We start from the raw sequence: 20,365 nt of genomic DNA, 5'->3' as shown, positions 1-20,365 counted from the left end.
GGTCCGGGCCGCCCCGGCAGAGAGTTTTACCGGTTCACTGTCAGCTGTGCCAGGAGTTCCGGTCCGCGGGCGTCCAGCCAGCGCCCGCCCACCCTCACTCCGGCAACGAAGAGCACCGAACCAAGCAGCGGGCCGAGCGCGAGATTGATCCAGCCAAACACCTGTTGCCCCGTCAGCAGCTGGGCGATCAGCAGGGCGGCCTCCGGAAGGATCAGCACCAGCAGGACCCCCATCCCGCCGAACTGGACGGCCAGGGTCTGGGCCACGTTGCCGGGCGGTTTCTTGAACGGGCTGTCGCCGGGCAGCGGGACGGCAATGGTGTAGCGGGCGGAAACCACGGAGGCCAGCCCCAGCCCCGTGAGGAGGACCCCGACCGACAGCCCCAGAATGCCTGGCAGCTTCTCCCAGTCCCCGGTGATGAAGAACGGCACGGTCGCCAGGATCAGCACGGCGGGCAGCGCGAAGGCCAGGCAGGCCAGGGCCCGTCCCAGCCGGTCATGGACGCCGCGCACTCCGGCGGCAAGGTGCAGGGCGAATGCCGTGTTGTCGTAGGACACGTCGGACGAAATGGACCATGCCAGCAGGAAGGCGGTCAGCGGCCCGACGATCAGCAGGACGCCGAAGTCATTCGTCTGGCTGCCCTGGAACGCAAGTACTACCGGCAGCAGAGGAATGACGACGAGCGATCCGGAATACCGGGGGTCGCGGAACCAGTAGGTCAGTGAACGGGCGGTGATAGCGCCGACCGGAGTGGCAGGCAACAGTGAGAAGAGTCCCATCCGTCCGCCCTTCCTGCGGCTGCTGCCGGCGTAGGGCGGAGTCACCAGGGCCCGCTCGAGCAGTACCTTCCAGCACCAGGCCAGGCCGGCCAGCGTGGCGGCCGCGATGAGCAGCTTGAATGCTGCCTGGCCCGCATGCCCGGCCGCGAGGTCACCGCCCAGCGACCATGCCGCGCCCAACGGCGTCCAGGACAGGCCCCGGGCAAGGTCGGCCAAGTAGTCGCCCGAAGCTGACACGCCCTGGAAGATTCCTGCCATGATCGGGCCGAGCAGGACGAGCGGCACCATGAACGCGGTTCCGCTGGCATCCTTGAAGCGCCGGGAGGCGGCCAGGCTGGCCGTAGCCGTGGTGACCACCTTGGACAGCACGACGCAGCTCAGCACGCCCAGCACGGCCCCCACCAGGGCACCCGCGGCGGGAAGGATGCCGCGTGACCAGGTGCCGACTGTCGCCAGCGCCACGATGACGGTGGCCAGCCCCGGAATGCCGATGAGGCCGCCCAGGCCCAGCCCGGCCAGAAGCTGCGGCATGGGGACTGCCGCGGTGGTGAACCGGGCCGGGTCCAGCGTCATGTCAGCCGCGGAGGCCACCACCGGCACAATCCCCCAGCCGAGGACGGCTGCCGAACCGCTAAGAACCACCACGGTCTGGGCCAGGCCGGCATCCTCCTGTCGGAGGAAGAGCAAGGCCGTGACACACAGCCCGACGATGCCCAGGGCATAGAGGCCGCCTATGGCCAGACCCACCAGCTGCCAGGGGCTCCGGCGCAGGCCGTTCCGCAGGAGCGCCAGCTTCAGCCTTAGGAGGTGCGCAACCATTCCAGCCCCTCGGTCTGGCTCCGGCCGCCCACGAGCTCGACGAAGCGCTCCTCGAGGCTCGCGCCGGCGCGGACCTGGTCCACCGTCCCGGCCGCGAGGAGCCGCCCCGCCGCGACCACTGCCACGTGATCGCACATCCGCTGCACCAGGTCCATGACATGGCTCGACACGATCACCGTTCCTCCGGAGGCCACGTACCTGTCCAGGATGTCCCGGATGTTGGCGGCGGAGACGGGATCCACGGATTCGAAGGGCTCATCCAGGACCAGGACCTTCGGGGCATGGATCAGCGCGGATGCCAGTGCGATCTTTTTTGTCATGCCGGCGGAATAGTCCACCACGAGCGTCCCGGCGTCCTGGCTAAGGTCCAGCGCGGCCAGCAGTTCCCCTACCCGGGAAGCCACCACGTCCTTGTCCATGCCTCGGAGCAGCCCCGCGTAGGTGACAAGCTGTTCGCCGCTAAGCCTGTCAAAGAGGCGCACGCCGTCGGGCAGGATCCCCATCAGCTTCTTGGCCTCCAGCGGCCGGGCCCAGACGTCCACGCCATGCACCAGCGCGGTGCCGAAGTCCGGCCGGAGGAGCCCCGTGGCCATCGACAGCGTGGTGGTTTTGCCGGCCCCGTTGGGGCCGACTATGCCGAAGAACGACCCTGACGGGACGTCGAGGCTGATTCCGTCCACGGCAATCTTGCTGCCGAAGCGCTTGGCCAGGCCCCGGATCGACAGGGCTGTAACGGGAAGGGTCATGAACTTACCCTATGCCGCGCACCCTCCAATGTGGATCCTCCGGAAGGAGTAGAAGGGGGATGACCGCGGGCGGCCAGAATGTCGTACGGTCACAACGCCGTAGGTCAGAACGCGTGGCGTGGAACTGCGCGCTCGTACTGGGGAGCCCACCGCAGGTCGTGGCCCAGCTCGAACGCCGCGCGGAGCCACCAGTGCGGATCCCGGAGGGCAGCCCGCGCAATGAAGACGCCGTCGGCCTGCCCGGTGGCCACCACGTGCTCTGCCTGGCCGGGCGATGTCAGCAACCCGACCGTGCCGGTGGCGACGCCTGTTTCGCGCCGGATGCGTGCGGCGAATCCGGTCTGGTACCCCGGCCCGGGCTGGATCTGCTGGTGTGCCACGGCTCCGCCGCTCGAAACGTCGATGAGGTCAACGCCGTGCTCGGCCGCCTGCGACGCCAGATGCACCGAGTCCTCGATGCCGATTCCCCCCTCGGCCCAGTCGGAGGCGGAGATCCGCAGCAGCAGCGGCATGGAGTCGGGGATCACGTTCCGGATGGCGTCGACCACAGCCAGCGTCAGCCTGTTCCGCCCCTCCGCGTCGCCGCCCCAGGCATCGGCGCGGTCGTTCACCAGCGGGCTCTGGAACTGGTGGAGGAGGTAGCCGTGGGCTCCGTGCACCTCGATAGTGTCGAAGCCGGCTTCAACGGCCCTCGTGGCGGAGGCGGCAAAGTCCGCGATGACGCCCTGGATGTCTTCCTCGGTCATGGCCGCCGGCGGCGCATAGCCGTCAAAGGCGGCGGTGCCCGGCCCCACGGTGCCCCAGCCGCCGTCGGCAGCGGGCACGGAGCCTTTCTCACCGGAAAACGGCCAGTACGTAGACGCCTTGCGCCCGGCGTGGGCGAGCTGGGCACCGATCTTGGTGTCCGCCACGCCGTGGCGGTGCACGAAGCTGACGATGCGTTCCCAGCCTGCCGCCTGCTCGTCGTCATAGAGGCCGGCGTCGCGCGGGCTGATCCGCCCGGCAGCGTTGACGGCCGCGGCCTCCGTCAGGATAAGGGCCGCTCCGCCGGCAGCGAACGAGCCCAGGTGCATCAGGTGCCAGTCGTTTGGCACTCCGGGCGCGGCGGCGGGGTCGCAGCTGTACTGGCACATGGGTGAGACCCAGCCCCGGTGCTGCAGTTCCAGTGACCGCAGGGCCAGGGGCCTGAAGAGGGCGGGCGTGGCCACTAAAACAGAACCCGTGCCAGCGCCTGGCGGGCTTTTGCGACGCGTTCGTCGGTTGTCCCGACCACGTCGAAGAGCTCCAGCAGGCGGATCCGGGCGGTTTCGCGTTCCGGACCGAAGTTCCTGCCGATGAAGCCCACCACCCGGCTCAGGGCATCCTCCACATGGCCGCCGGCGATGTCCAGGTCGGCAACGCCAAGCTGGGCCGCGAGGTTGTCAGGTTCGTCCGCCGCGAGCTGGCGGAGGGCATCGCCGTCGGGTCCCGACAGCTTCTGGAGGCGGTCCATCAGCTCAACCTGGGCAAGTCCGGCCTTGGCTTCGGCGTCCGCCGGCATCTCGGTGAGTGCCTGCCGGTAGGCAACGGCGGCAGCGGCGAAATCCCCGGCCTCAATGGCATCGAAGGCCTTCTGGTGCAGCGGCGGCACTGGAGCGGGAGCGATCTCGCCGGGTGCCCCGCCTCCCACGTTGCCGGACACGCCGTTGGCGGCGGCCACCTTGAGCAGCTCGTCGAGGAGGGCGCGGATCTGCTCTTCGTCCGCTCCGCCCTGGAACAGGGGCACGGGCTGGCCCTTGAGCACGGCCACCGCGGTGGGCACGGCCTGGACCTGGAAGGCCTGGGCCAGCTGGGGGAAGGCGTCAATGTCGGCAGCGCCGAGGACCAGCCGTCCGGCATAGCTCTGGACGATCCGGTCCAGGGCGTCCAGCACGCCGGCGGATTCCGGCGAATACGCCGCCCACAGGGCGAACACGACCGGCACCTGCGCCGACAACTCAATGAGGTCCTGGAAGTTTCCCTCCGTGACCTCAACGCGGAGCGCTGGCCCCTCGGCGCCCGGCTCTCCGGGCGCGGGGGCGTTTCCCGCTGCCGACGCCGGCGGCGCGGGCCGTTGCTTGAGCGAGGAAAGATCGACGGCGCCGCGGAGGTTGAGCTGGCTGGCGGCGGCTGGAGGGACAGGACGGGATGCTGGCGAACTCATAGCGTCCACTCTAGCCACTCCTGCGTCCACGGGAAGCACCGCGGACGCAGGAGGCCCCGGCCCGGATCACCGGGCCGGGGCCTCCTCCCGGGTCTACCTGGAGCCGGACCTACTTGAACTTGGCTCCGACGAGCCCCCGGGTGGCGGCCACGAGCTTCATCGGGTCCTTCGAATCGGCCGGCGGCACGTACACGGCCATGGACTCCGCGAAGTTCAGCACCATCCCGCTGGTGGTTTCCTTGCCACCGGCCAGGACGGCCGCGTCACTTCCAATGGAGAGCTTGTCGCCCTCGGACTTGGGAGTGCCGTCGAAGTTGAACGTGAGGCGGCCAAGAACCAGTGCGCCGCCGTCCGCCGTCCGGAAGACGACAGTGCTGCCGGGCACCACCTTGTGGCTAAAGGCGAACTTGCCGTTCACGCCTTCCTTCACCACGTCAGACTGGTACGAAAGGGTGTCCGCGATGTATGGCGAGGACTCCCCTTCCACGAGCTTGTCCTTGAAGGTGGAGTTGGCCTTCGTCAGGCGGTCCGCCAGCCCTGCGAGGGCTTCCTCGCCGCTGTACAGCAGGCCTGACTTGTCGTCCTTGGACAGGGTCTCGGTGCCGTTGCGCTCGATCGACGGGAAGGTGGTGCCCGGCTGCAGCGGAGTGGTGCCCACGAGCTTGTAGTTCTCCCGCGGGGAGCTCTGCACCAGCGTGAGGAGCTGCGGGACCACGTTGCCTTCGCCCTGGGTGACGGCCAGGACGGACCGGGGCCAGGCCCGCTTGCTCGTCACGACGGTGGTCAGGAGCTTGGTGGAGCGCACGGGCATGCGCGCATCGTAGGAAGCCACCCGCGAGCGGATCTTGTAGTTCTGCGTCCGGACTTCGAGCTCTGTTCCGGCGACACGCGCCGTAAGTTTCTTGGCGTCCTTGGCTGCATCGCCGGCATCGGTGGCGCTCGCAACCTGTTCCAGGATGCGGCGGAACTGGGCATCGAGGAGCACTGGCGAATCACCGGCGGCCGGTGCGGCCGAAGCGGAACCGGAAGGAGCCGCGCTGGAGGACGCGCCCGTGGCGGCGGGCTGCGGCGTCTGGCTGGCCTGGGCTGCCACGCCCGTACCGGCGAGGACCGCGGCCGTGGCCGCTGCCACCAGAATGCTGAGCCGGGTGCCGGCTCCGGTGCCGGCCTTGGCAGAGGCCCTCGCGGCAGCCTTGGCCCGCGCGCGCTTGGCGAACTGGCTGCCCAGGCTGATGTGGAAACCGCCCTGCCCGGGCGTTCCGCCCTTGGGCTTGAGGACGAGCAGCGCAGCGCCGGCAATCATCAGGAGTCCACCGAGGACCATGAGCGGCACGGCCCACGGCGTGGAGGTGTCATTGGGGAACGTCATGGAAATCGACGTCGGCGCCGGCTTGGTGCCGTCACTGGCCAGCAGCAGCGACCAGTCGCCGTCCGCCGGCGCGGTCCACGTGTAGTCCAGCTCGCCGCTGGCATTTTCCGTGGAGACCCAGAGATCCGATCCTGCCGGAGTGGGCGCCGTGGCTTCACCGTCGGTGCGTTCCACCTGAAGGGCTTTCTTGTCCTCGGAGAGTCCTGTGACCGTGTTGTGGGCGGTCTTGCCCACCCACGCGTCGACGTCGTCCGGGCGGCCTGCGGCCAGCAGGAAACTGCCCTCACCCTTGACCTTGATGGTGACCGTGCCCCCTTCGACGGTGCGAAGTTTGTGGTCAATAACGGTCAGCGGCGCGGCTTTCGCATCAGCGGGAGCCGTGGCCGTGACGGTCTCGGCCGGGGCCCAGATGGTCGTCTGCCCGATTCCGGCCAGCAGTGTCAGGAGGCCGAGCAGCACAAGTGCAACTGCAGTCTTGAAACGCAAAGGTATACCTATCATCAGCGGGGGTTTGCTTTCAATAGTAACCGTTTTGTTACCAATCAGTCAGTTCGGCCCTTCGCAGCAGCCTCTGGCCACCCCCTGAATCGGCCTCCATCCGTCTATTGACAAGGCTGCTGATAGTGTTTGCGATGATCATCACATCCGGCCCGCAGCCGCGGCGCCATGGACGGAAAAGGCATTAAAAGCAGTGACTGAACAGACGGAACCGTCCACCCACGGCCCGGAAAACCTGCCCGACGCCAGCTCCCCCAAGAATCAGTCGGCGCCGGAAGTGAAGGCGCCCGCGGCCCGGGCCCGCCCTGCCGCGCTGGTTGCCGTGCTGCGCCGGCTCCGCCAGCCCATCCCCGGCGCACAGCCCCGACTCCGCTTTGAGATGCCCCCGGAACAGCTGGACAACCTCGAGCCGGAGACCGCTGCCGGCGGCGACACGGCCCGCTTCGGCGCCCCCGGCCCCCGCATTTCTGCGCAGCACCCCCTGTATGTCGGATTCATGGGGACGGTCGGCGTCGGCCTAGCCCTCCTGGTGTACTGGATCGGGTCCAACACCACGCAGCTGCTCCTGTGGATTGTGGCGGCGCTTTTCATTGCCCTGGGCCTTGACCCGGTGGTGCGCTGGCTCGAATCCCGCAAGATCCCCCGGCCCGCCGGCATCCTGTTGTCGGTGTCCGTCCTGATCATTGCGGTGGTGGGCTTTTTTGCCACCCTCATCCCCACCATCGTCGAGCAGGTGACGGAACTCGTCCAGCAGGCGCCGGTGTGGGTCCGCGACTTCATCAACTCGGAGTTCTTCCGGTCCCTCGACAGCCAGTTCGGCGTCCGCGACCGCATCTCCCAGGAGCTGGACAAGTTCGTCAAGAACCCCGAGGCCATGGGCGGAATCTTCGGCGGCGTGGTGGGCTTCGGCTCCACGGTCGCGAACGGCCTCTTCGGAACGTTGATCGTGCTGGTGCTTAGCCTGTACTTCCTCGCGGCCCTGCCTGCCATGAAAAAGTGGGGATACCGGCTTGCCCCGCGGTCCAGGCGGCCCCGGGTGGAGGCGCTGTCCGAGGCAATCACCCGTTCGGTGGGCAACTACGTGATCGGACAAGCTGCGGTCGCCCTGCTGAACGCCACGTTCGCGTTCATCGTGATGTCCATCATCGGCGTGCCCTTTGCCGTGCTCCTTGCCTTCGTGGTGGCGCTGCTCGCGTTCATACCCCTGGTCGGCGGAATGATCGCCGGAGTGGTGGTTGTCCTGATCACCCTGACCCTGGGCTGGCAGCAGGCGGTCGCGTACGCCATCTGCTACTTCGCCTACCTCCAGTTCGAGGCGTACTTCATCTCGCCCCGGATCATGCAAAAGGCCGTGGCCGTCCCCGGTGCCGTGGCGGTCATCTCGGTGATTGCCGGCGGCAGCCTCCTCGGAGTCCTCGGCGCGCTGATCGCCATCCCCACAGCCGCCGCCATCCTGCTGCTCGTCAAGGAAATCTACATAGTCCGCCAGGACAAGCACTAGCGGGAAGGCATGCGCCTCACGCGGTGGCCGTGGCCACCGGCCCGTTCCACTCCTGCGGCAGCCCGGCGGCGCCTGAACCGTTGCTCGTGACGTCGTCCACGATTTCGTTCAGCACGCGCGCCGCGTGCTTCTCCCCCACCCAAAGGTGCTTGGCGCCGTCGACCGCCACCACGCGGGCCTGCGGCACCAGGCCGAAGCGCCGGGCAGCCTCGGCAGGGCGGAGATAGTCGTCGTGTTCCGGCACCAGCACGGTCAGCGGCTTGCCCGCGGCGGCCCACAGCTTGAGGTGGGCGTCGGTGGCGCGGTGCAGCGGCGGTGACAGCAGCACGGCACCCTCCACCTGCGATGCCACCGGCTCCACTGCACCGTACATAAGGGCCAGCTCGGTCCCGAACGACCACCCCACGAGCCAGCGGTTGGGCAGCTCCCGCTCGACGGCGAACCGCACGGCCGCCTCCACGTCATACCGCTCCCCGATGCCCTCTTCAAACTCGCCGTCGCTGGTTCCCCTGGGCGACGACGTTCCCCTGGTGTTGAACCGCAGCACGGCCACACCGGCCAGCGCCGGCAGCCGGTAAGAGGCTTTTCGGTAGACGTGCGAGTCCATGAAGCCGCCGTGCGTGGGCAGCGGATGCAGCGTTATCAGCGTGGCCATGACCGGGCCGGACTCCGGCAGGGCCAGCTCGCCCACCAGCGTGCGGCCGTCCTCGGTGCGGATCTCGATGTTTTCGCGACGGGCCGGCAGGACCGTGGACGCGCGGATGGCGGTCGTTTCGGACGGCTGGCTGAACACGTACGACGTCGGGTCAAAAGTCATGCGTACCAGCTTATCTTCCGCGTCAGCTGCGTTCCGTCCGCGGGCGCGGCCTACCGCCGATCGCTGTTAGCGGTAGCGGAAGTTGCGCGACGTCCAGCAGTTCGTGTGCCAGTGCCGGCGCTCCGAGAGCCCGGCGGCCGCGCCGAAGAGGTGGTCATCGGCCCACACCACAAGGTGGGCGACTCCCGGCAGCACGGCTGTGGAACAGCCGGGGCAGATGTAGGCCTTCTCCGCCTTGCGCGCGGTCATGGACCGCACCATCCAGACGCCGTCCGGGGCGCTCTCGCGGCGGGCGATCCCCGCCCGGGCCCGCTCCAGGTCAAGCTCCGGGGCCGGCCCTGAGCCGTGCTTTCCTCCGCCGGCAGCGTTGCCGGGGGTGGCGCGCCCCGTCTTTGCACGGCGGGGGCGGTTCGAGCGGGGCATGCTTCCATTCTGCCCCAGCCGGAACGGCTCCGGTGCCGCGACCGCCCCTGCGCGCCCCGGGGTCATGCCTGCGACCCGGTGCGCGGTGCCCGTTGCCGACGCGGTAGTGTGTACGGCGTGCGTCTAGTCATAGCCCGTTGTTCCGTTGATTATGTTGGCCGGCTCAAAGCCCATCTTCCCCTTGCCACCAGGCTCCTGCTGGTGAAGGCCGATGGGTCGGTGCTGGTGCACTCCGACGGCGGCTCCTACAAGCCGCTGAACTGGATGAGCCCTCCCGCCACGCTGCGGGTGTCCTCCCCCGATGACACCGACGTTGAAGTCGGTGTGATCGAGCAGTGGACCGTCCAGTCCGCCAAGACGGACGACAGGCTGATCATCAACATCCATGAACAGCTGCATGACACCTCGCATGAGCTGGGCCTGGACCCCGGGCTGATCAAGGACGGCGTGGAGGCGGACCTGCAGCGCCTCCTGGCCGAGCAGATAGAAACCCTCGGCACCGGCTTCTCCCTCATCCGCCGGGAATACTTCACGGCCATCGGCCCGGTGGACATTCTGGCCAGGGACGCGGACGGCTCCACCGTGGCCATCGAGCTCAAGCGCCGCGGCGACATCGACGGCGTGGAGCAGCTGACGAGGTATTTGGAGCTGCTCAACAGGGATCCGTTGCTGGCCCCGGTCCGCGGGATCTTCGCCGCGCAGCAAATCAAGCCGCAGGCCCGTGTGCTCGCGACGGACCGCGGGATTGACTGCATCACACTGGACTACGACGCCATGCGCGGCGTGGACGACATCGAGTCCCGGCTGTTCTGAGGCCCGGGCAGGCCGGGCGCTGCGTCGGTGATCAGGCGTTTACTTTGGATTTGCCCAAAATTTATGCGATTCCGCGTTTTTCCCGTTGACCAGACCGTACTGTCATGAAATTCTTGTATCAGTCTTTGTGTAGGTGTTTTTTCATGCTCGCAAGACATGTTGCGAGCGCGAAGCTCCTGCAACGCATATCCGGTCTCACCGGGGCTGCAGCCAGGATTCTTCTCGCGGAGTGACCAAGACCAGTACGAAGTGTGCTGGCCTTAATTTAGTTCCATAATGAGGAGAAATAAATGGCACAGGGAACCGTCAAGTGGTTCAACGCTGAAAAGGGCTTCGGCTTCATCACCCCGGATGACTCCGATGGCGATGTCTTCGTTCACTACTCCGAGATCCAGACGGGTGGCTTCAAGACCCTCGACGAGAACCAGCGTGTTCAGTTCGAAATCGGTCAGGGCGCCAAGGGCCCCCAGGCCACCGGCGTAACGCTGGTCTAATTATTCGAGGACTCCCCTGACGGGATAGCCCTTGAACCAAAATGATCCTCGGCATTCGTGCCGGGGATCATTTTTTGTGTGTCATGAATGTTTTCAGGACCTGAAACATTTGCCGGCAAAGGGCAGAATCAGGGATGGATGTTCAGCGCCAGGTGCCGACGCCGATGACCGGCCCGGCTTCGAGCCAGGAGGAGAGTCCGGTGTAGGCGTCAAACTTCATCGCCAGGAAGACGTCCTGGCCCTCGTAGCGCAGTTCCACGATGACGACGTCGGGCTGGACCTTGACCAGCTCAGCCTCCGTGGGCTGCCGGCGACCCAGGAGCTCAAGGGAGCTGCGCTTGAAGCGGTGCCGGGGGCGGACGCTGAGCGAGAGCAGCTTGAACCACTCCAGCTCGTTGTCCTGATAACGACAAACCCCCATCTGCCAGCTCTTTCCAGCTGTGCAAATGGAGGCGTCCACCGTGCCCAGGGCGCGCCGCAGGTTGAAGCGGCGCACCCCGAAAAGGCACAGCGTAAAAATCAGCAACGCGAACACGGCTGCTATTGCGATGAACGGAAAACCAGTAACGTCCATCAAGGTCGTGCTAGCGGATCCCCGCAGTGGCCGCGTCACCCAGCTGGGCGTTGTCAGCAACAATAACCACGCGGTTGTTGTCAACGGAGAAGAATCCGCCGTCAACAACTACAGCAATGCGGTCACCGGAAACAGGCTCGATTGCCAGTTCACCCTCGGCCAAAATCGCCAGTACGGGCGAGTGGCCGGGCAGGATTCCGATTTCACCATCGCTGGTGCGGGCCTTGACCATCTTGGCCGCTCCGGACCACACGAAGTGGTCCGCCGCGACAATCTCAACCTCAAGCTCAGCCATATTACTTGGTCTGTTCCTGGATCTTGGCCCACTGGCGCTCAACGTCATCCAGGCCGCCGACGTTGAAGAACGCCTGCTCTGCAATGTGGTCGAGGTCGCCGTCGCAGATGGCGGTGAAGCCTTCAACGGTGTCCTTGATGGAGACCGTGGAACCTTCGACGCCGGTGAACTGCTTGGCCGTGTAGGTGTTCTGCGAGAGGAACTGCTGGATACGGCGTGCACGCGACACGACGATCTTGTCTTCCTCGGACAGTTCGTCAACACCAAGGATGGCGATGATGTCCTGGAGTTCCTTGTTCTTCTGCAGGATCTGCTTCACACGGACGGCCGTGTTGTAGTGGTCCTTGCCGATGTACTGCGGGTCCAGGATTCGGGACGTCGACGTCAGCGGGTCCACGGCCGGGTACAGGCCACGCGAAGCGATTTCACGGGAAAGTTCCGTGGTCGCGTCGAGGTGGGCGAACGTGGTGGCCGGTGCCGGGTCGGTGTAGTCATCTGCGGGAACGTAGATGGCCTGCATCGAAGTGATGGAGTGGCCCTTGGTGGACGTGATGCGCTCCTGGAGGAGACCCATCTCGTCGGCAAGGTTCGGCTGGTAGCCCACGGCCGACGGCATGCGGCCGAGGAGGGTGGAAACCTCGGAGCCTGCCTGCGTGAAGCGGAAGATGTTGTCGATGAAGAGCAGCACGTCCTGGTTCTGCACATCGCGGAAGTACTCCGCCATGGTCAGTGCCGACAGTGCAACGCGCAGACGCGTTCCCGGCGGCTCGTCCATCTGGCCGAACACAAGGGCGGTGTCCTTGAGGACGCCTGCCTCTTCCATTTCAACCCAGAGGTCGTTACCTTCACGGGTACGCTCGCCAACACCGGCGAACACCGAGGTGCCACCGAAGTTGCGGGCAACACGGGTGATCATTTCCTGGATCAGAACGGTCTTGCCAACGCCAGCGCCGCCGAACAGGCCGATCTTTCCACCCTTGATGTACGGGGTGAGGAGGTCGATGACCTTGATGCCGGTTTCCAGCATTTCGGTGGAACCCTCAAGAGTCGCGAAGGCAGGAGCCTTGCGGTGGATTGACCAGTGGTCCGAAGCCTGGATCTCGGACTCGTCAACGTCAAGCGGCTTGCCGAGGACGTTGAAGATGTGGCCCTTGACGCCGTCGCCGACGGGAACGGTGATCGGCGAGCCTGTGTCCACCACATTGGTGCCGCGGACTAGTCCGTCGGTAGCCTGCAAGGCGATGGCGCGAATGAGGTTGTCACCCAGGTGCAGGGCAACCTCGAACGTGACAGTCTTGGTCTCACCGTTGAGAGTAATCTCCGTGGTGAGTGCGTTGTAAATCGAAGGGATTGCGTCAGCCGGGAATTCGACGTCGACAACCGGGCCAATAACACGTGCAATGCGGCCGGTAGCACCGGACGTTGCGGCTACGTGTTCGGTAGCGGTGGCAGTCATCTCTCTCACTTCACTCAGTAGATGGCGTGGGGGTTAAGTTTATCTTTTGGTGCAGGTAAAGCTGGATCCGGAACCGTCCGGCTACGACGCGAGAGCGTCGGCGCCGGCCACGATTTCGGAAAGCTCCTGCGTAATCTCAGCCTGGCGGGCGGTGTTGCGCAGACGCGTGTACTTCTTGATGAGGTCCGTGGCGTTGTCGCCGGCAGACTTCATGGCCCGCTGGCGTGCTGCGAGCTCGGAAGCCGCTGCCTGCAGCATGGCCGCGAAAATCCGCGCTTCGATGTACCGGGGCAGCAGGGCATCGAGGACCTGCTCCGGCTCCGGTTCGAATTCGTACAAGGGCAGCAGCTCCGATTCGGAAGCGGCCTGCTCTTCCACAACTTCGAGCGGAAGAAGACGGATGACCGTCGGCTCCTGCGTCACCATGGACTTGAAGCGGGTGTAAACGACGTGGATCTCATCCACGCCGCCCGCTTCGAAGTCCGTTGCGAAGTCCTCCAGCAATGCCGCGCCGACTTCCTGCGCCGTAGCAAACTCCGGTGCATCAGTACCGCCGGTCCAGACCCGCCCGTAGGGGCGGCCCCGGAAGTCGAAGTACGCCTGTGCCTTGCGGCCGACGAGGTACGTCTTGACTTCCTTGCCTTCGGCGCGGAGCAGCTCGTTCAGGCCCTCGGCCTGCTTCAGGACGCTCGCGGAGTAGGAACCTGCCAGGCCACGGTCCGAGGTGATTACCAGGACTGCGGCGCGGCGGATTTTCTCCGGCTCGGTGGTCAAAGGGTGGTCGATTTCGCTCTGGCTTGCGACAGCAGAAACGGCGCGGGTAATTGCGTTCGCGTAAGGCAGTGAAGCCGCTACGCGTGCGCGGGCCTTGCCGATGCGCGAGGTAGCGATCAGTTCCATCGCCTTGAAGATCTTGCGCATCGACGTCGTCGAGGCGATCTTCTGGCGGTAGACCCGAATCTGGGCTCCCATACTTATCCTTTCCTAAGATCCCGATGGCCGGGACTGCCGGAACGAATGGTTCCGGCAGTCCCTGCCAGCGAAACTAGCGCTTCTGCCTGACGATTTTTTCCTGGTCGACCTGGCCCTCGGAGATAGCATCATGCTCCTCGTGGCCGGCACCTACCAGATGGTTGTCTCCCTCGCCGAAGAAGCCCTTCTTGAACTCCACGACCGCGGTCTTCAGTGCTTCTGCGGTGTCATCGTCCAGAACGTTGGTCTGCGCCAGCGTGGTGAGGATGGAGGACTTGTGCTTCAGGTGCTCCAGGAACTCTGACTCGAAACGGCTGATGTCTTCAACCGGGACTTCATCCAGGTAGCCCTGCGTTCCTGCCCAGATGGACACAACCTGGTTCTCGACCGGGAACGGCGAGTACTGGCCCTGCTTGAGCAGTTCCATCAGGCGTGCACCACGGGTCAGCTGCTGGCGGGATGCGGCATCGAGGTCCGATGCGAACATCGCGAATGCCTGCATGTCGCGGTACTGTGCAAGGTCCAGCTTCAAGGTACCGGAGACCTTCTTCATCGACTTGACCTGCGCGGCGCCGCCGACTCGGGACACCGACACGCCAACGTCAACAGCGGGACGCTGGTTGGCGTTGAAGAGGTCCGACTGCAGGAAGATCTGGCCATCGGTAATGGAGATCACGTTGGTCGGGATGTAGGCAGAGACGTCGTTTGCCTTGGTTTCGACGAGCGGCAGGCCGGTCATCGAGCCCGCGCCGAGCTCGTCAGAGAGCTTCGCGCAACGCTCCAGCAGGCGGGAGTGCAAGTAGAACACGTCACCCGGGTAGGCTTCACGTCCCGGCGGACGGCGGAGCAGCAGGGACACTGCACGGTAGGCCTCGGCCTGCTTGGAGAGGTCATCGAACACGATGAGGACGTGCTTGCCGCCGTACATCCAGTGCTGGCCGATGGCGGAACCTGCGTAGGGTGCCAGGTACTTGAAGCCAGCGGGGTCAGAAGCCGGGGAGGCAACAATCGTGGTGTATTCCAGCGCGCCGTTGTCCTCGAGCGTCTGGCGGATGGCGGCAATGGTCGACGCCTTCTGGCCGATTGCCACGTAAACGCAGCGAACCTGCTTCTTCACGTCACCGGAGGCCCAGTTGGCCTTCTGGTTGATGATGGTGTCAATGGCAATTGCGGACTTGCCGGTCTGGCGGTCGCCAATGATCAGCTGGCGCTGGCCACGGCCGATCGGGATCATGGCGTCGATTGCCTTCAGGCCGGTCTGCATCGGCTCGTGCACAGACTTGCGCTGGGTCACGCCGGGCGCCTGGAGCTCCAGGGCACGGGTGGTCTCGGCCTTGATCTCGCCGAGGTCATCGATGGGCACGCCCAGCGGGTCAACCACACGGCCGAGGAACGCGTCGCCGACCGGCACGGACAGAACCTGTCCGGTGCGGTGCACTTCCTGGCCTTCTTCGATGCCCGTGAAGTCACCGAGGATGATGACACCGATCTCGCGGACGTCGAGGTTCTGGGCGAGGCCCAGCGTGCCGTCTTCGAAACGAAGCAACTCGTTCGCCATGACCGAGGGAAGGCCCTCAACACGGGCGATGCCGTCACCTGCGGTGGTCACACGGCCGACCTCTACGCGCTCTGCGTTTCCGGGTTCGTAGGACGCCGCGAACTCGTTCAACGCAATACGGACGTCGTCGGCGTTGATGGTCAATTCGGCCATCTGCAGTCCCTGCTCTCCTGTTTTCGTGATCATCGTTGCTCACGATGACCGGGGTTTCTATCAGTTAAGTTGTGCTTGTCCGGCTAGCCGGCCAGTTGGCGGCGAAGCTCCAACAGGCGGGTGATGACGGAAGCGTCGAGCACTTCGTCACCAACCTGCACTCGGATTCCGCCGATCAGCGCCGGATCAACAGTGGTGTTGATCTTGAGCTCCCGCCCGTAGAGGGAGTTGAGCCCGAGCTGCAGACGGCTGGCCTGCGTCTCCGTGAGGGGACGCGTGACACTGACCGTTGCAATCCACCGCTGCTGGCGCCTGGCGGCAAGCTCGGCGAAGCGGCCGACGAGCTTGGTGGACTTGAGTCCGCGTGGCTGCGACACTGCCTGGCCGATGAGGGCCTTGGCTTCCTCGCTTGCGCCAGGTACCAGCCTCTCCGCCAAGACAATCTTTGCTGCGGCGCTGGCCTGCGGTTCAGACAGAGCACGCTGCACCTCGTGGCTTGACGCCACGGCCTGGTTGAAAGAGAACAGATCGTTCTCGAGTTCTTCCAGCCCCGAGATTCCGGAGGCAGAAACGGCCGACTTGTTTTCTGCAACGGCAATTACTACCGTCGCGGCAAGCGTCTCGAGTGCATCGCCGATGTCTCGCGCAGATGCCCAGCGTGAGCTGGCCAGCCCGGCTGCGATGTCCGCAGCCTCAGCGGAGACTTTTCCGCCGAACAGTTTCCTGATCAGCGCCGACTTTTCGTCACCGCTGCGGGACGGGTCAGTCAGGGCGCGGCGCAAGCCAGCCGAGCTGTCTATCGCTCCCAGGATTCCGAAGAGTTCCTTTGCCAACTGCAGCGATGCAAATGGAAGCTTGGCTTCCAGTTCGGTCAGCGCTTTGGTCAGCGATTCGCTCGATACACCTGCCATTACTTTCCTACACCTGCGTTCTGGGTCTCCAGATCAGCCAGGAAGCGGTCAACAACACGTGCCGCACGCGCGTCGTCCTCAAGGGACTCGCCAACGATGCGGCCAGCCAGCGTGGTGGCAAGGGTGCCCACCTCTGAACGCAGGGCCACTACCGCAGCCTGGCGCTCGGATTCGATCTGCACGTGTGCCTGCGCAGTGATGCGCGCAGACTCGGCTGCAGCCTTCTCCTTCAGCTCCGCAAGGATCTGGGCGCCTTCGGCACGAGCTTCCTCGCGGATGCGGTTGGCTTCGGCACGGGCCTCGGTGAGCTGCTGCTTGTACTGCTCGAGTGCGGCGGAAGCCTCGGCCTGCGCCTGCTCGGCCTTGGCGATGCCGCCTTCAATGGCCTCGGCACGCTCTGCGAACGTCTTCTCGAACATCGGGACAACAAACTTGACCACGATGAAAAAGAGGACAGCAAAGCCGGCGAGGACGACGCCCATTTCCCAGACATTGGGAACGAGCGGGTTAGCCGCCTCGGCGGTGGCGGCTGAGATGATCAGCTGATTCATATTTCACCCGTCCTTATCTACTCGGTTCTGAATGTTCGCTTGGTTCTGAAGGTTTACTTGAGAACGAAAGCGAAGACCAGGCCCAGGATGGCGAGGGCTTCAGTCAGCGCAAGGCCGAGGAATGCGATCGGCTGCAGAACGCGCTGTGCTTCCGGCTGACGTGCCACACCGTTGATGTAAGCGGCGAACACGAGACCCACACCGATACCACCGCCGATGGCGGAGAGGCCGTAGCCGATGAGGTTGAGGGAGCCGTTGATGGAGCCTTCCATTTTTCTTCCTTTCAAGATGCCATCTCTGTGGCAGGTTGTTTGGGTTGCTTCATCCCCGTGAGGGGAAGTTTGTGGGGTGCCTAGTGGCTGTCGGCGTGGAGTGCGCCTTCAATGTAGATTGCCGTCAGCAGGGTGAAGACATAGGCCTGCAGCGCCATGATGAGCGCTTCGAGCATGTACATGGCGATCGCGCCGGCAAGGACCAGAACAGAGGTGCCCTTGAGCAGAACGTTTTCCTGCATGACGAGGTATTCGATTCCCGAACCGGCGATCATGACGATCAGGTGGCCGGCCAGCATGGTGGCAAACAGACGGAGGCTGTGCGTAACCGGGCGGACCAGGAAGTTGGAGATGATCTCGATCGGGATGACGATCGGAAGGATGTATATCGGCACTCCGGACGGCACGGTGGCGAGCTTGAAGTACCGCAGTCCGTTCTTCTTGACGCCGATGGCGATCCAGGTGATGTACACGATGACGGCCAGCACGTACGCGCCGCCGACGTGGGAGAAGCTCGGGAGCTGGACCACGGGGATCGCGCCATAGATGTTGTTCACCAGAATGAAGAAGAACAGGCTGAACAGAAGCGGGACATACTTCATGAAGTCTCTGCCGCCGATGATGTCCTTGGCGATGCTGTTGCGGACGAAGCCATAGGCCATCTCACCCGCGAACTGCAGCTTGCCAGGAACCAGCTGCTGCTTCCGCGCAGCTAGCAGAAAGAATGTAGCGATAATGACGACGGACAGGATTACCAGCAGCATCTGCTTGGAGAATCCGTCTGCCGCACCCCACGGCAGGATTGCCGGCAGGTGCATTTCTTCAATTCCAGGAGGAGTGAACTCTCCTGAATTTTGGGCCGGGAGCGCAAGCGCGATCAACGCGTTTCCTCTCTGCAGTGTCCATCGTTGGGCGTTGGTCGGGTTCCGGCGTGCTTCATGCTTGCCCTCCCCCTCGTAAAATTATTTGGCATTACTGTTCCCATCCTCAGACGGGCCGCTGGCTGCACCGTTCCCACCAGCTGGATTTCTCGAACTGGTGAGGCCGTGCATATGGGACAGATAGAACCCTCCCGCAGCTCCAAGCAGAGCGCCTAGGAGCACAATCCAGCGGGTTCCCCACAGATAATCCAGACCCCACCCTATCAAACTCCAGACGATGATTCCGCCAATAATGTAGCTAAAGACGGCAATTCCAGCGTTGTAACCGCCGTCACCATTTTCCGCTGAGACGCCCGGAGCGCCGGTCCGTTTGGCGGGTTCGCCGGAGGGGTTTTTGCCGGGGTGGTTTTGCTTAGACATCGGTGTTGCCCTTGGTTGGTTCGGGGTCGTTGTAGATCTGCAACCGCGCTTTGCTGAAACCATAGATTTCAGCCGCCTGCCAGGTCACCACAGCGACGACCGCTCCGATCAGGAACCAGCGCCCATGCAGCCACTCGGGCGCACCAATCGCAAAAAGGACCACGGCGAAGCCGATGACCTTGACGAAATAGGTAGCCACGAACAGGCCAATGGCGCCGGACGGGTTGTTCCGGCCGACGAAGTGGCCAATCAGGAGGCTGATGGCAAAGAAAGCCATGACCAGCAGCCCGCCGAAGCTGCTGGAAAGCAGTCCGGTCCAGCCATTCAGTGCTGCTGCCACAATGCCCGTAAGGACAAGGGCGGCCGCGGAAACGGTGGAGCTGATTCCCAGCAGGCCCAGCCACAGCGACCGGGTGGGGCCGGAGACGCCAACGGATCCTTTGCCGGACGCAGGTCCGGGCTCGGCGCTGGAGGTCATGCGAACCCAATCTTCGGGGCCAGGGGGTGGAGTGGCGCAGGAAAGACCTGCCCCTGAATTCTACACGAGATAGAAATATTCGGGAAAGCCGAGGTTATTCCGGTGTTTCCGCGCCCCGCCGGCTGAGATAAGGCCACGCCGTGATGAGCCCCATCACCAGGGCGGCGGCGATGTCCACCGCGAGAACCAGCTGCCAAGGGTAGACCGCGAAGGCCAGTCCGCCGAACGACAGCACTGCGGTCCACAGGTACATCAGCATCACGGCAGTGCGGTGGGAGTACCCGATGTCCATCAACTTGTGGTGCAGGTGGCCCCGGTCGGCTGACCAGGGCGAGCGGCCGACGGCAGTGCGCCGGACCACCGCCAGTCCGAGGTCCAGCAGCGGCAGGAAAAGCACGGCGAAGGGAAGCAGGATCGGGATGATCGTGGGGATACCGCTGACGCGGTCATAGAGCCCCGAGCTGATTTGGCCCGTCGACACGACGCCTGCCGACGCCATCAGCAGGCCGATCAGCATCGCCCCGGAATCCCCCATGAAGATCTTCGAGGGAAACCAGTTGTGCGGCAGGAACCCCAGGCAGCTGCCCACGAGCACCGCGGTCAGGAGCGTGGCAAGGTCCGAGCGGTCCAGCAGCGGCGCGTTCCGGTGCACCCAGTACGCGGTCAGGAAGAAGGCCGAGCCGCCGATGATGGCCACGCCGGCGGCCAGCCCGTCCAGTCCGTCGATGAAGTTGAAGGCATTCATCGTGGTCACGATGAGGCCGGCGGTGACGAGGATGCTGACAGGTTCCGACTCGAAGCGGATGGGCTCGGGAACGAAGGGAATGATGGTCATCCGGACGCCCCACACAGCTACTACGAGGCCGGCGACACTCTGCCCGATGAGTTTGACCCACCAGCGCAGATCCAGGAGATCGTCCGCGACGCCAACGAGCACAATGACGGCTGCCCCCGCCAGCACGCCCCACGGGGCCGCATTGGCGTGGAAGATGTCCTTGACGAAAAAAGACTGGTTCGCGACCACGAGTGCCACCAGCACTCCGGCGAAGATCCCCAGGCCGCCGAGCCGCGACACCGGGCTCGAATGCATGTCACGGCTGCGGATGGGGGCAAAGAGCTCGAGCCTGTTGCCGACCAGGCGTGCGCCCCAGGTCGCCGCATACGAGACAACCGCCGCCGTCAGCATCATGAGCAGGTACATGATCACGGCGCGTCACCCGTTCCGCGGACCCGCTGCGCACCGGCGTTCGATTTTCCGGCCCTCTGCGCCCGGGCAAAGTGCGACCCGCAGACGCGCGAAGCGGCCACCTGTGGAGCGGCATAGCACCGGGTTACGGGCCGGCGCAGATGCGCGATGAGGTTTGGGGGGCTGTGGGGGCTAAATAGCTGTGGATCTGACGTGC

22 protein-coding genes are annotated in these 20,365 nt (G+C 64.8%); 3 read left to right on the top strand and 19 right to left on the bottom strand.

Features of this window, described 5'->3' with window-relative positions:
• Positions 1–26 precede the first annotated feature (26 nt).
• From ABFP37_RS04675 to ABFP37_RS04655, 5 genes are all read right to left on the bottom strand, one after another.
• On the bottom strand, positions 27–1,598 hold the full coding sequence (locus ABFP37_RS04675) for a hypothetical protein (protein ID WP_347032860.1): 1,572 nt from the start codon (positions 1,596–1,598) through the stop codon (positions 27–29).
• Entirely contained in the window at positions 1,580–2,344 is a 765-nt protein-coding gene (locus tag ABFP37_RS04670) for an ABC transporter ATP-binding protein (RefSeq protein WP_347032859.1), read from the bottom strand. Before ABFP37_RS04670 ends, ABFP37_RS04675 begins: the two co-directional genes overlap by 19 nt.
• A 104-nt stretch (positions 2,345–2,448) precedes the next feature.
• The gene (locus ABFP37_RS04665; protein WP_078026692.1) at positions 2,449–3,552 is read right to left on the bottom strand and encodes an NADH:flavin oxidoreductase/NADH oxidase; all 1,104 of its coding nucleotides are present in this window, start codon (positions 3,550–3,552) and stop codon (positions 2,449–2,451) included.
• Positions 3,552–4,526, bottom strand: coding sequence for a tetratricopeptide repeat protein (locus ABFP37_RS04660; RefSeq protein ID WP_347032858.1), 975 nt, complete (start codon positions 4,524–4,526; stop codon positions 3,552–3,554). Before ABFP37_RS04660 ends, ABFP37_RS04665 begins: the two co-directional genes overlap by 1 nt.
• Positions 4,527–4,635: 109 nt before the next feature.
• On the bottom strand, positions 4,636–6,381 hold the full coding sequence (locus ABFP37_RS04655) for a hypothetical protein (protein WP_347032857.1): 1,746 nt from the start codon (positions 6,379–6,381) through the stop codon (positions 4,636–4,638).
• 205 nt (positions 6,382–6,586) lie between these two features.
• Between ABFP37_RS04655 and ABFP37_RS04650 the strand changes: the two genes are divergently transcribed.
• Entirely contained in the window at positions 6,587–7,894 is a 1,308-nt protein-coding gene (locus ABFP37_RS04650) for an AI-2E family transporter (RefSeq protein WP_078026695.1), read from the top strand.
• Between the two features lie 16 nt (positions 7,895–7,910).
• Here the strand turns inward: ABFP37_RS04650 and ABFP37_RS04645 are convergent, their stop codons facing one another.
• Both ABFP37_RS04645 and ABFP37_RS04640 read right to left on the bottom strand, forming a co-directional pair.
• On the bottom strand, positions 7,911–8,711 hold the full coding sequence (locus ABFP37_RS04645) for an alpha/beta fold hydrolase (RefSeq protein WP_078026696.1): 801 nt from the start codon (positions 8,709–8,711) through the stop codon (positions 7,911–7,913).
• A 66-nt stretch (positions 8,712–8,777) separates the two neighbouring features.
• Positions 8,778–9,134 (bottom strand): ATP/GTP-binding protein, encoded by a 357-nt coding sequence (locus ABFP37_RS04640; protein WP_078026697.1) that lies wholly within the window; start codon positions 9,132–9,134, stop codon positions 8,778–8,780.
• Positions 9,135–9,251: 117 nt separating this feature from the next.
• Here ABFP37_RS04640 and nucS point away from each other — a divergent pair, with 117 nt between their 5' ends.
• Together nucS and ABFP37_RS04630 are read left to right on the top strand one after the other, a co-directional pair.
• Entirely contained in the window at positions 9,252–9,947 is a 696-nt protein-coding gene (gene nucS / locus ABFP37_RS04635) for an endonuclease NucS (RefSeq protein ID WP_078026744.1), read from the top strand.
• A 290-nt stretch (positions 9,948–10,237) separates the two neighbouring features.
• Positions 10,238–10,441 (top strand): cold-shock protein, encoded by a 204-nt coding sequence (locus ABFP37_RS04630; protein ID WP_011692441.1) that lies wholly within the window; start codon positions 10,238–10,240, stop codon positions 10,439–10,441.
• A gap of 142 nt (positions 10,442–10,583) precedes the next feature.
• Here ABFP37_RS04630 and ABFP37_RS04625 read toward each other — a convergent pair whose 3' ends face one another.
• The 12 genes from ABFP37_RS04625 to ABFP37_RS04570 form a co-directional block, all read right to left on the bottom strand.
• The gene (locus ABFP37_RS04625) at positions 10,584–11,015 is read right to left on the bottom strand and encodes a DUF2550 domain-containing protein (RefSeq protein ID WP_347032856.1); all 432 of its coding nucleotides are present in this window, start codon (positions 11,013–11,015) and stop codon (positions 10,584–10,586) included.
• A gap of 10 nt (positions 11,016–11,025) precedes the next feature.
• A complete protein-coding gene (locus ABFP37_RS04620) occupies positions 11,026–11,310 on the bottom strand; it encodes a F0F1 ATP synthase subunit epsilon (RefSeq protein WP_078026699.1) in 285 nt (94 codons plus the stop codon).
• Between the two features lies 1 nt (position 11,311).
• Positions 11,312–12,766: a F0F1 ATP synthase subunit beta gene (gene atpD / locus ABFP37_RS04615; protein ID WP_078026700.1), complete on the bottom strand. Its 1,455-nt coding sequence runs from the start codon at positions 12,764–12,766 to the stop codon at positions 11,312–11,314.
• Between the two features lie 81 nt (positions 12,767–12,847).
• Complete coding sequence (locus ABFP37_RS04610; protein WP_078026701.1) at positions 12,848–13,738, bottom strand: F0F1 ATP synthase subunit gamma; 891 nt, start codon at positions 13,736–13,738, stop codon at positions 12,848–12,850.
• Positions 13,739–13,811: 73 nt separating this feature from the next.
• Positions 13,812–15,449: a F0F1 ATP synthase subunit alpha gene (gene atpA / locus ABFP37_RS04605; protein WP_347032906.1), complete on the bottom strand. Its 1,638-nt coding sequence runs from the start codon at positions 15,447–15,449 to the stop codon at positions 13,812–13,814.
• A gap of 83 nt (positions 15,450–15,532) precedes the next feature.
• On the bottom strand, positions 15,533–16,360 hold the full coding sequence (locus ABFP37_RS04600) for a F0F1 ATP synthase subunit delta (RefSeq protein ID WP_078026702.1): 828 nt from the start codon (positions 16,358–16,360) through the stop codon (positions 15,533–15,535).
• Positions 16,360–16,911: a F0F1 ATP synthase subunit B gene (locus ABFP37_RS04595; protein WP_078026703.1), complete on the bottom strand. Its 552-nt coding sequence runs from the start codon at positions 16,909–16,911 to the stop codon at positions 16,360–16,362. Before ABFP37_RS04595 ends, ABFP37_RS04600 begins: the two co-directional genes overlap by 1 nt.
• A gap of 53 nt (positions 16,912–16,964) precedes the next feature.
• Positions 16,965–17,183 carry an ATP synthase F0 subunit C gene (atpE, locus tag ABFP37_RS04590; RefSeq protein ID WP_003804776.1) on the bottom strand — a complete coding sequence of 73 codons (219 nt, stop codon included), beginning with the start codon at positions 17,181–17,183 and terminating at the stop codon, positions 16,965–16,967.
• Positions 17,184–17,263: 80 nt separating this feature from the next.
• Entirely contained in the window at positions 17,264–18,001 is a 738-nt protein-coding gene (atpB, locus tag ABFP37_RS04585) for a F0F1 ATP synthase subunit A (RefSeq protein WP_347032855.1), read from the bottom strand.
• A gap of 144 nt (positions 18,002–18,145) precedes the next feature.
• Positions 18,146–18,484: a hypothetical protein gene (locus ABFP37_RS04580; RefSeq protein ID WP_078026705.1), complete on the bottom strand. Its 339-nt coding sequence runs from the start codon at positions 18,482–18,484 to the stop codon at positions 18,146–18,148.
• Entirely contained in the window at positions 18,477–18,962 is a 486-nt protein-coding gene (locus ABFP37_RS04575) for a hypothetical protein (protein WP_078026706.1), read from the bottom strand. The genes ABFP37_RS04580 and ABFP37_RS04575 overlap by 8 nt, the downstream gene beginning before the upstream one ends.
• A 94-nt stretch (positions 18,963–19,056) precedes the next feature.
• Positions 19,057–20,163: an MraY family glycosyltransferase gene (locus ABFP37_RS04570; protein ID WP_347032905.1), complete on the bottom strand. Its 1,107-nt coding sequence runs from the start codon at positions 20,161–20,163 to the stop codon at positions 19,057–19,059.
• Positions 20,164–20,365 lie beyond the last annotated feature (202 nt).

Origin of the sequence: Burkholderia sp. RS01, from assembly GCF_039748055.1 — a bacterium.
Lineage (GTDB): Bacteria > Actinomycetota > Actinomycetes > Actinomycetales > Micrococcaceae > Arthrobacter.
This window is presented reverse-complemented; position numbering and strand designations above follow the sequence as displayed.

Coding starts and splice junctions, on each gene's coding strand:
- ABFP37_RS04675 (WP_347032860.1), bottom strand. CDS start 1,598: ATGGTTGCGCACCTCCTAAGGCTGAAGCTGGCGCTCCTGCGGAACGGC.
- ABFP37_RS04670 (WP_347032859.1), bottom strand. CDS start 2,344: ATGACCCTTCCCGTTACAGCCCTGTCGATCCGGGGCCTGGCCAAGCGC.
- ABFP37_RS04660 (WP_347032858.1), bottom strand. CDS start 4,526: ATGAGTTCGCCAGCATCCCGTCCTGTCCCTCCAGCCGCCGCCAGCCAG.
- ABFP37_RS04645 (WP_078026696.1), bottom strand. CDS start 8,711: ATGACTTTTGACCCGACGTCGTACGTGTTCAGCCAGCCGTCCGAAACG.
- ABFP37_RS04640 (WP_078026697.1), bottom strand. CDS start 9,134: ATGCCCCGCTCGAACCGCCCCCGCCGTGCAAAGACGGGGCGCGCCACC.
- ABFP37_RS04630 (WP_011692441.1), top strand. CDS start 10,238: ATGGCACAGGGAACCGTCAAGTGGTTCAACGCTGAAAAGGGCTTCGGC.
- ABFP37_RS04625 (WP_347032856.1), bottom strand. CDS start 11,015: ATGGACGTTACTGGTTTTCCGTTCATCGCAATAGCAGCCGTGTTCGCG.
- ABFP37_RS04620 (WP_078026699.1), bottom strand. CDS start 11,310: ATGGCTGAGCTTGAGGTTGAGATTGTCGCGGCGGACCACTTCGTGTGG.
- atpD (WP_078026700.1), bottom strand. CDS start 12,766: ATGACTGCCACCGCTACCGAACACGTAGCCGCAACGTCCGGTGCTACC.
- ABFP37_RS04610 (WP_078026701.1), bottom strand. CDS start 13,738: ATGGGAGCCCAGATTCGGGTCTACCGCCAGAAGATCGCCTCGACGACG.
- atpA (WP_347032906.1), bottom strand. CDS start 15,449: ATGGCCGAATTGACCATCAACGCCGACGACGTCCGTATTGCGTTGAAC.
- ABFP37_RS04600 (WP_078026702.1), bottom strand. CDS start 16,360: ATGGCAGGTGTATCGAGCGAATCGCTGACCAAAGCGCTGACCGAACTG.
- ABFP37_RS04595 (WP_078026703.1), bottom strand. CDS start 16,911: ATGAATCAGCTGATCATCTCAGCCGCCACCGCCGAGGCGGCTAACCCG.
- atpE (WP_003804776.1), bottom strand. CDS start 17,183: ATGGAAGGCTCCATCAACGGCTCCCTCAACCTCATCGGCTACGGCCTC.
- atpB (WP_347032855.1), bottom strand. CDS start 18,001: ATGCACCTGCCGGCAATCCTGCCGTGGGGTGCGGCAGACGGATTCTCC.
- ABFP37_RS04580 (WP_078026705.1), bottom strand. CDS start 18,484: ATGTCTAAGCAAAACCACCCCGGCAAAAACCCCTCCGGCGAACCCGCC.
- ABFP37_RS04575 (WP_078026706.1), bottom strand. CDS start 18,962: ATGACCTCCAGCGCCGAGCCCGGACCTGCGTCCGGCAAAGGATCCGTT.
- ABFP37_RS04570 (WP_347032905.1), bottom strand. CDS start 20,163: ATGTACCTGCTCATGATGCTGACGGCGGCGGTTGTCTCGTATGCGGCG.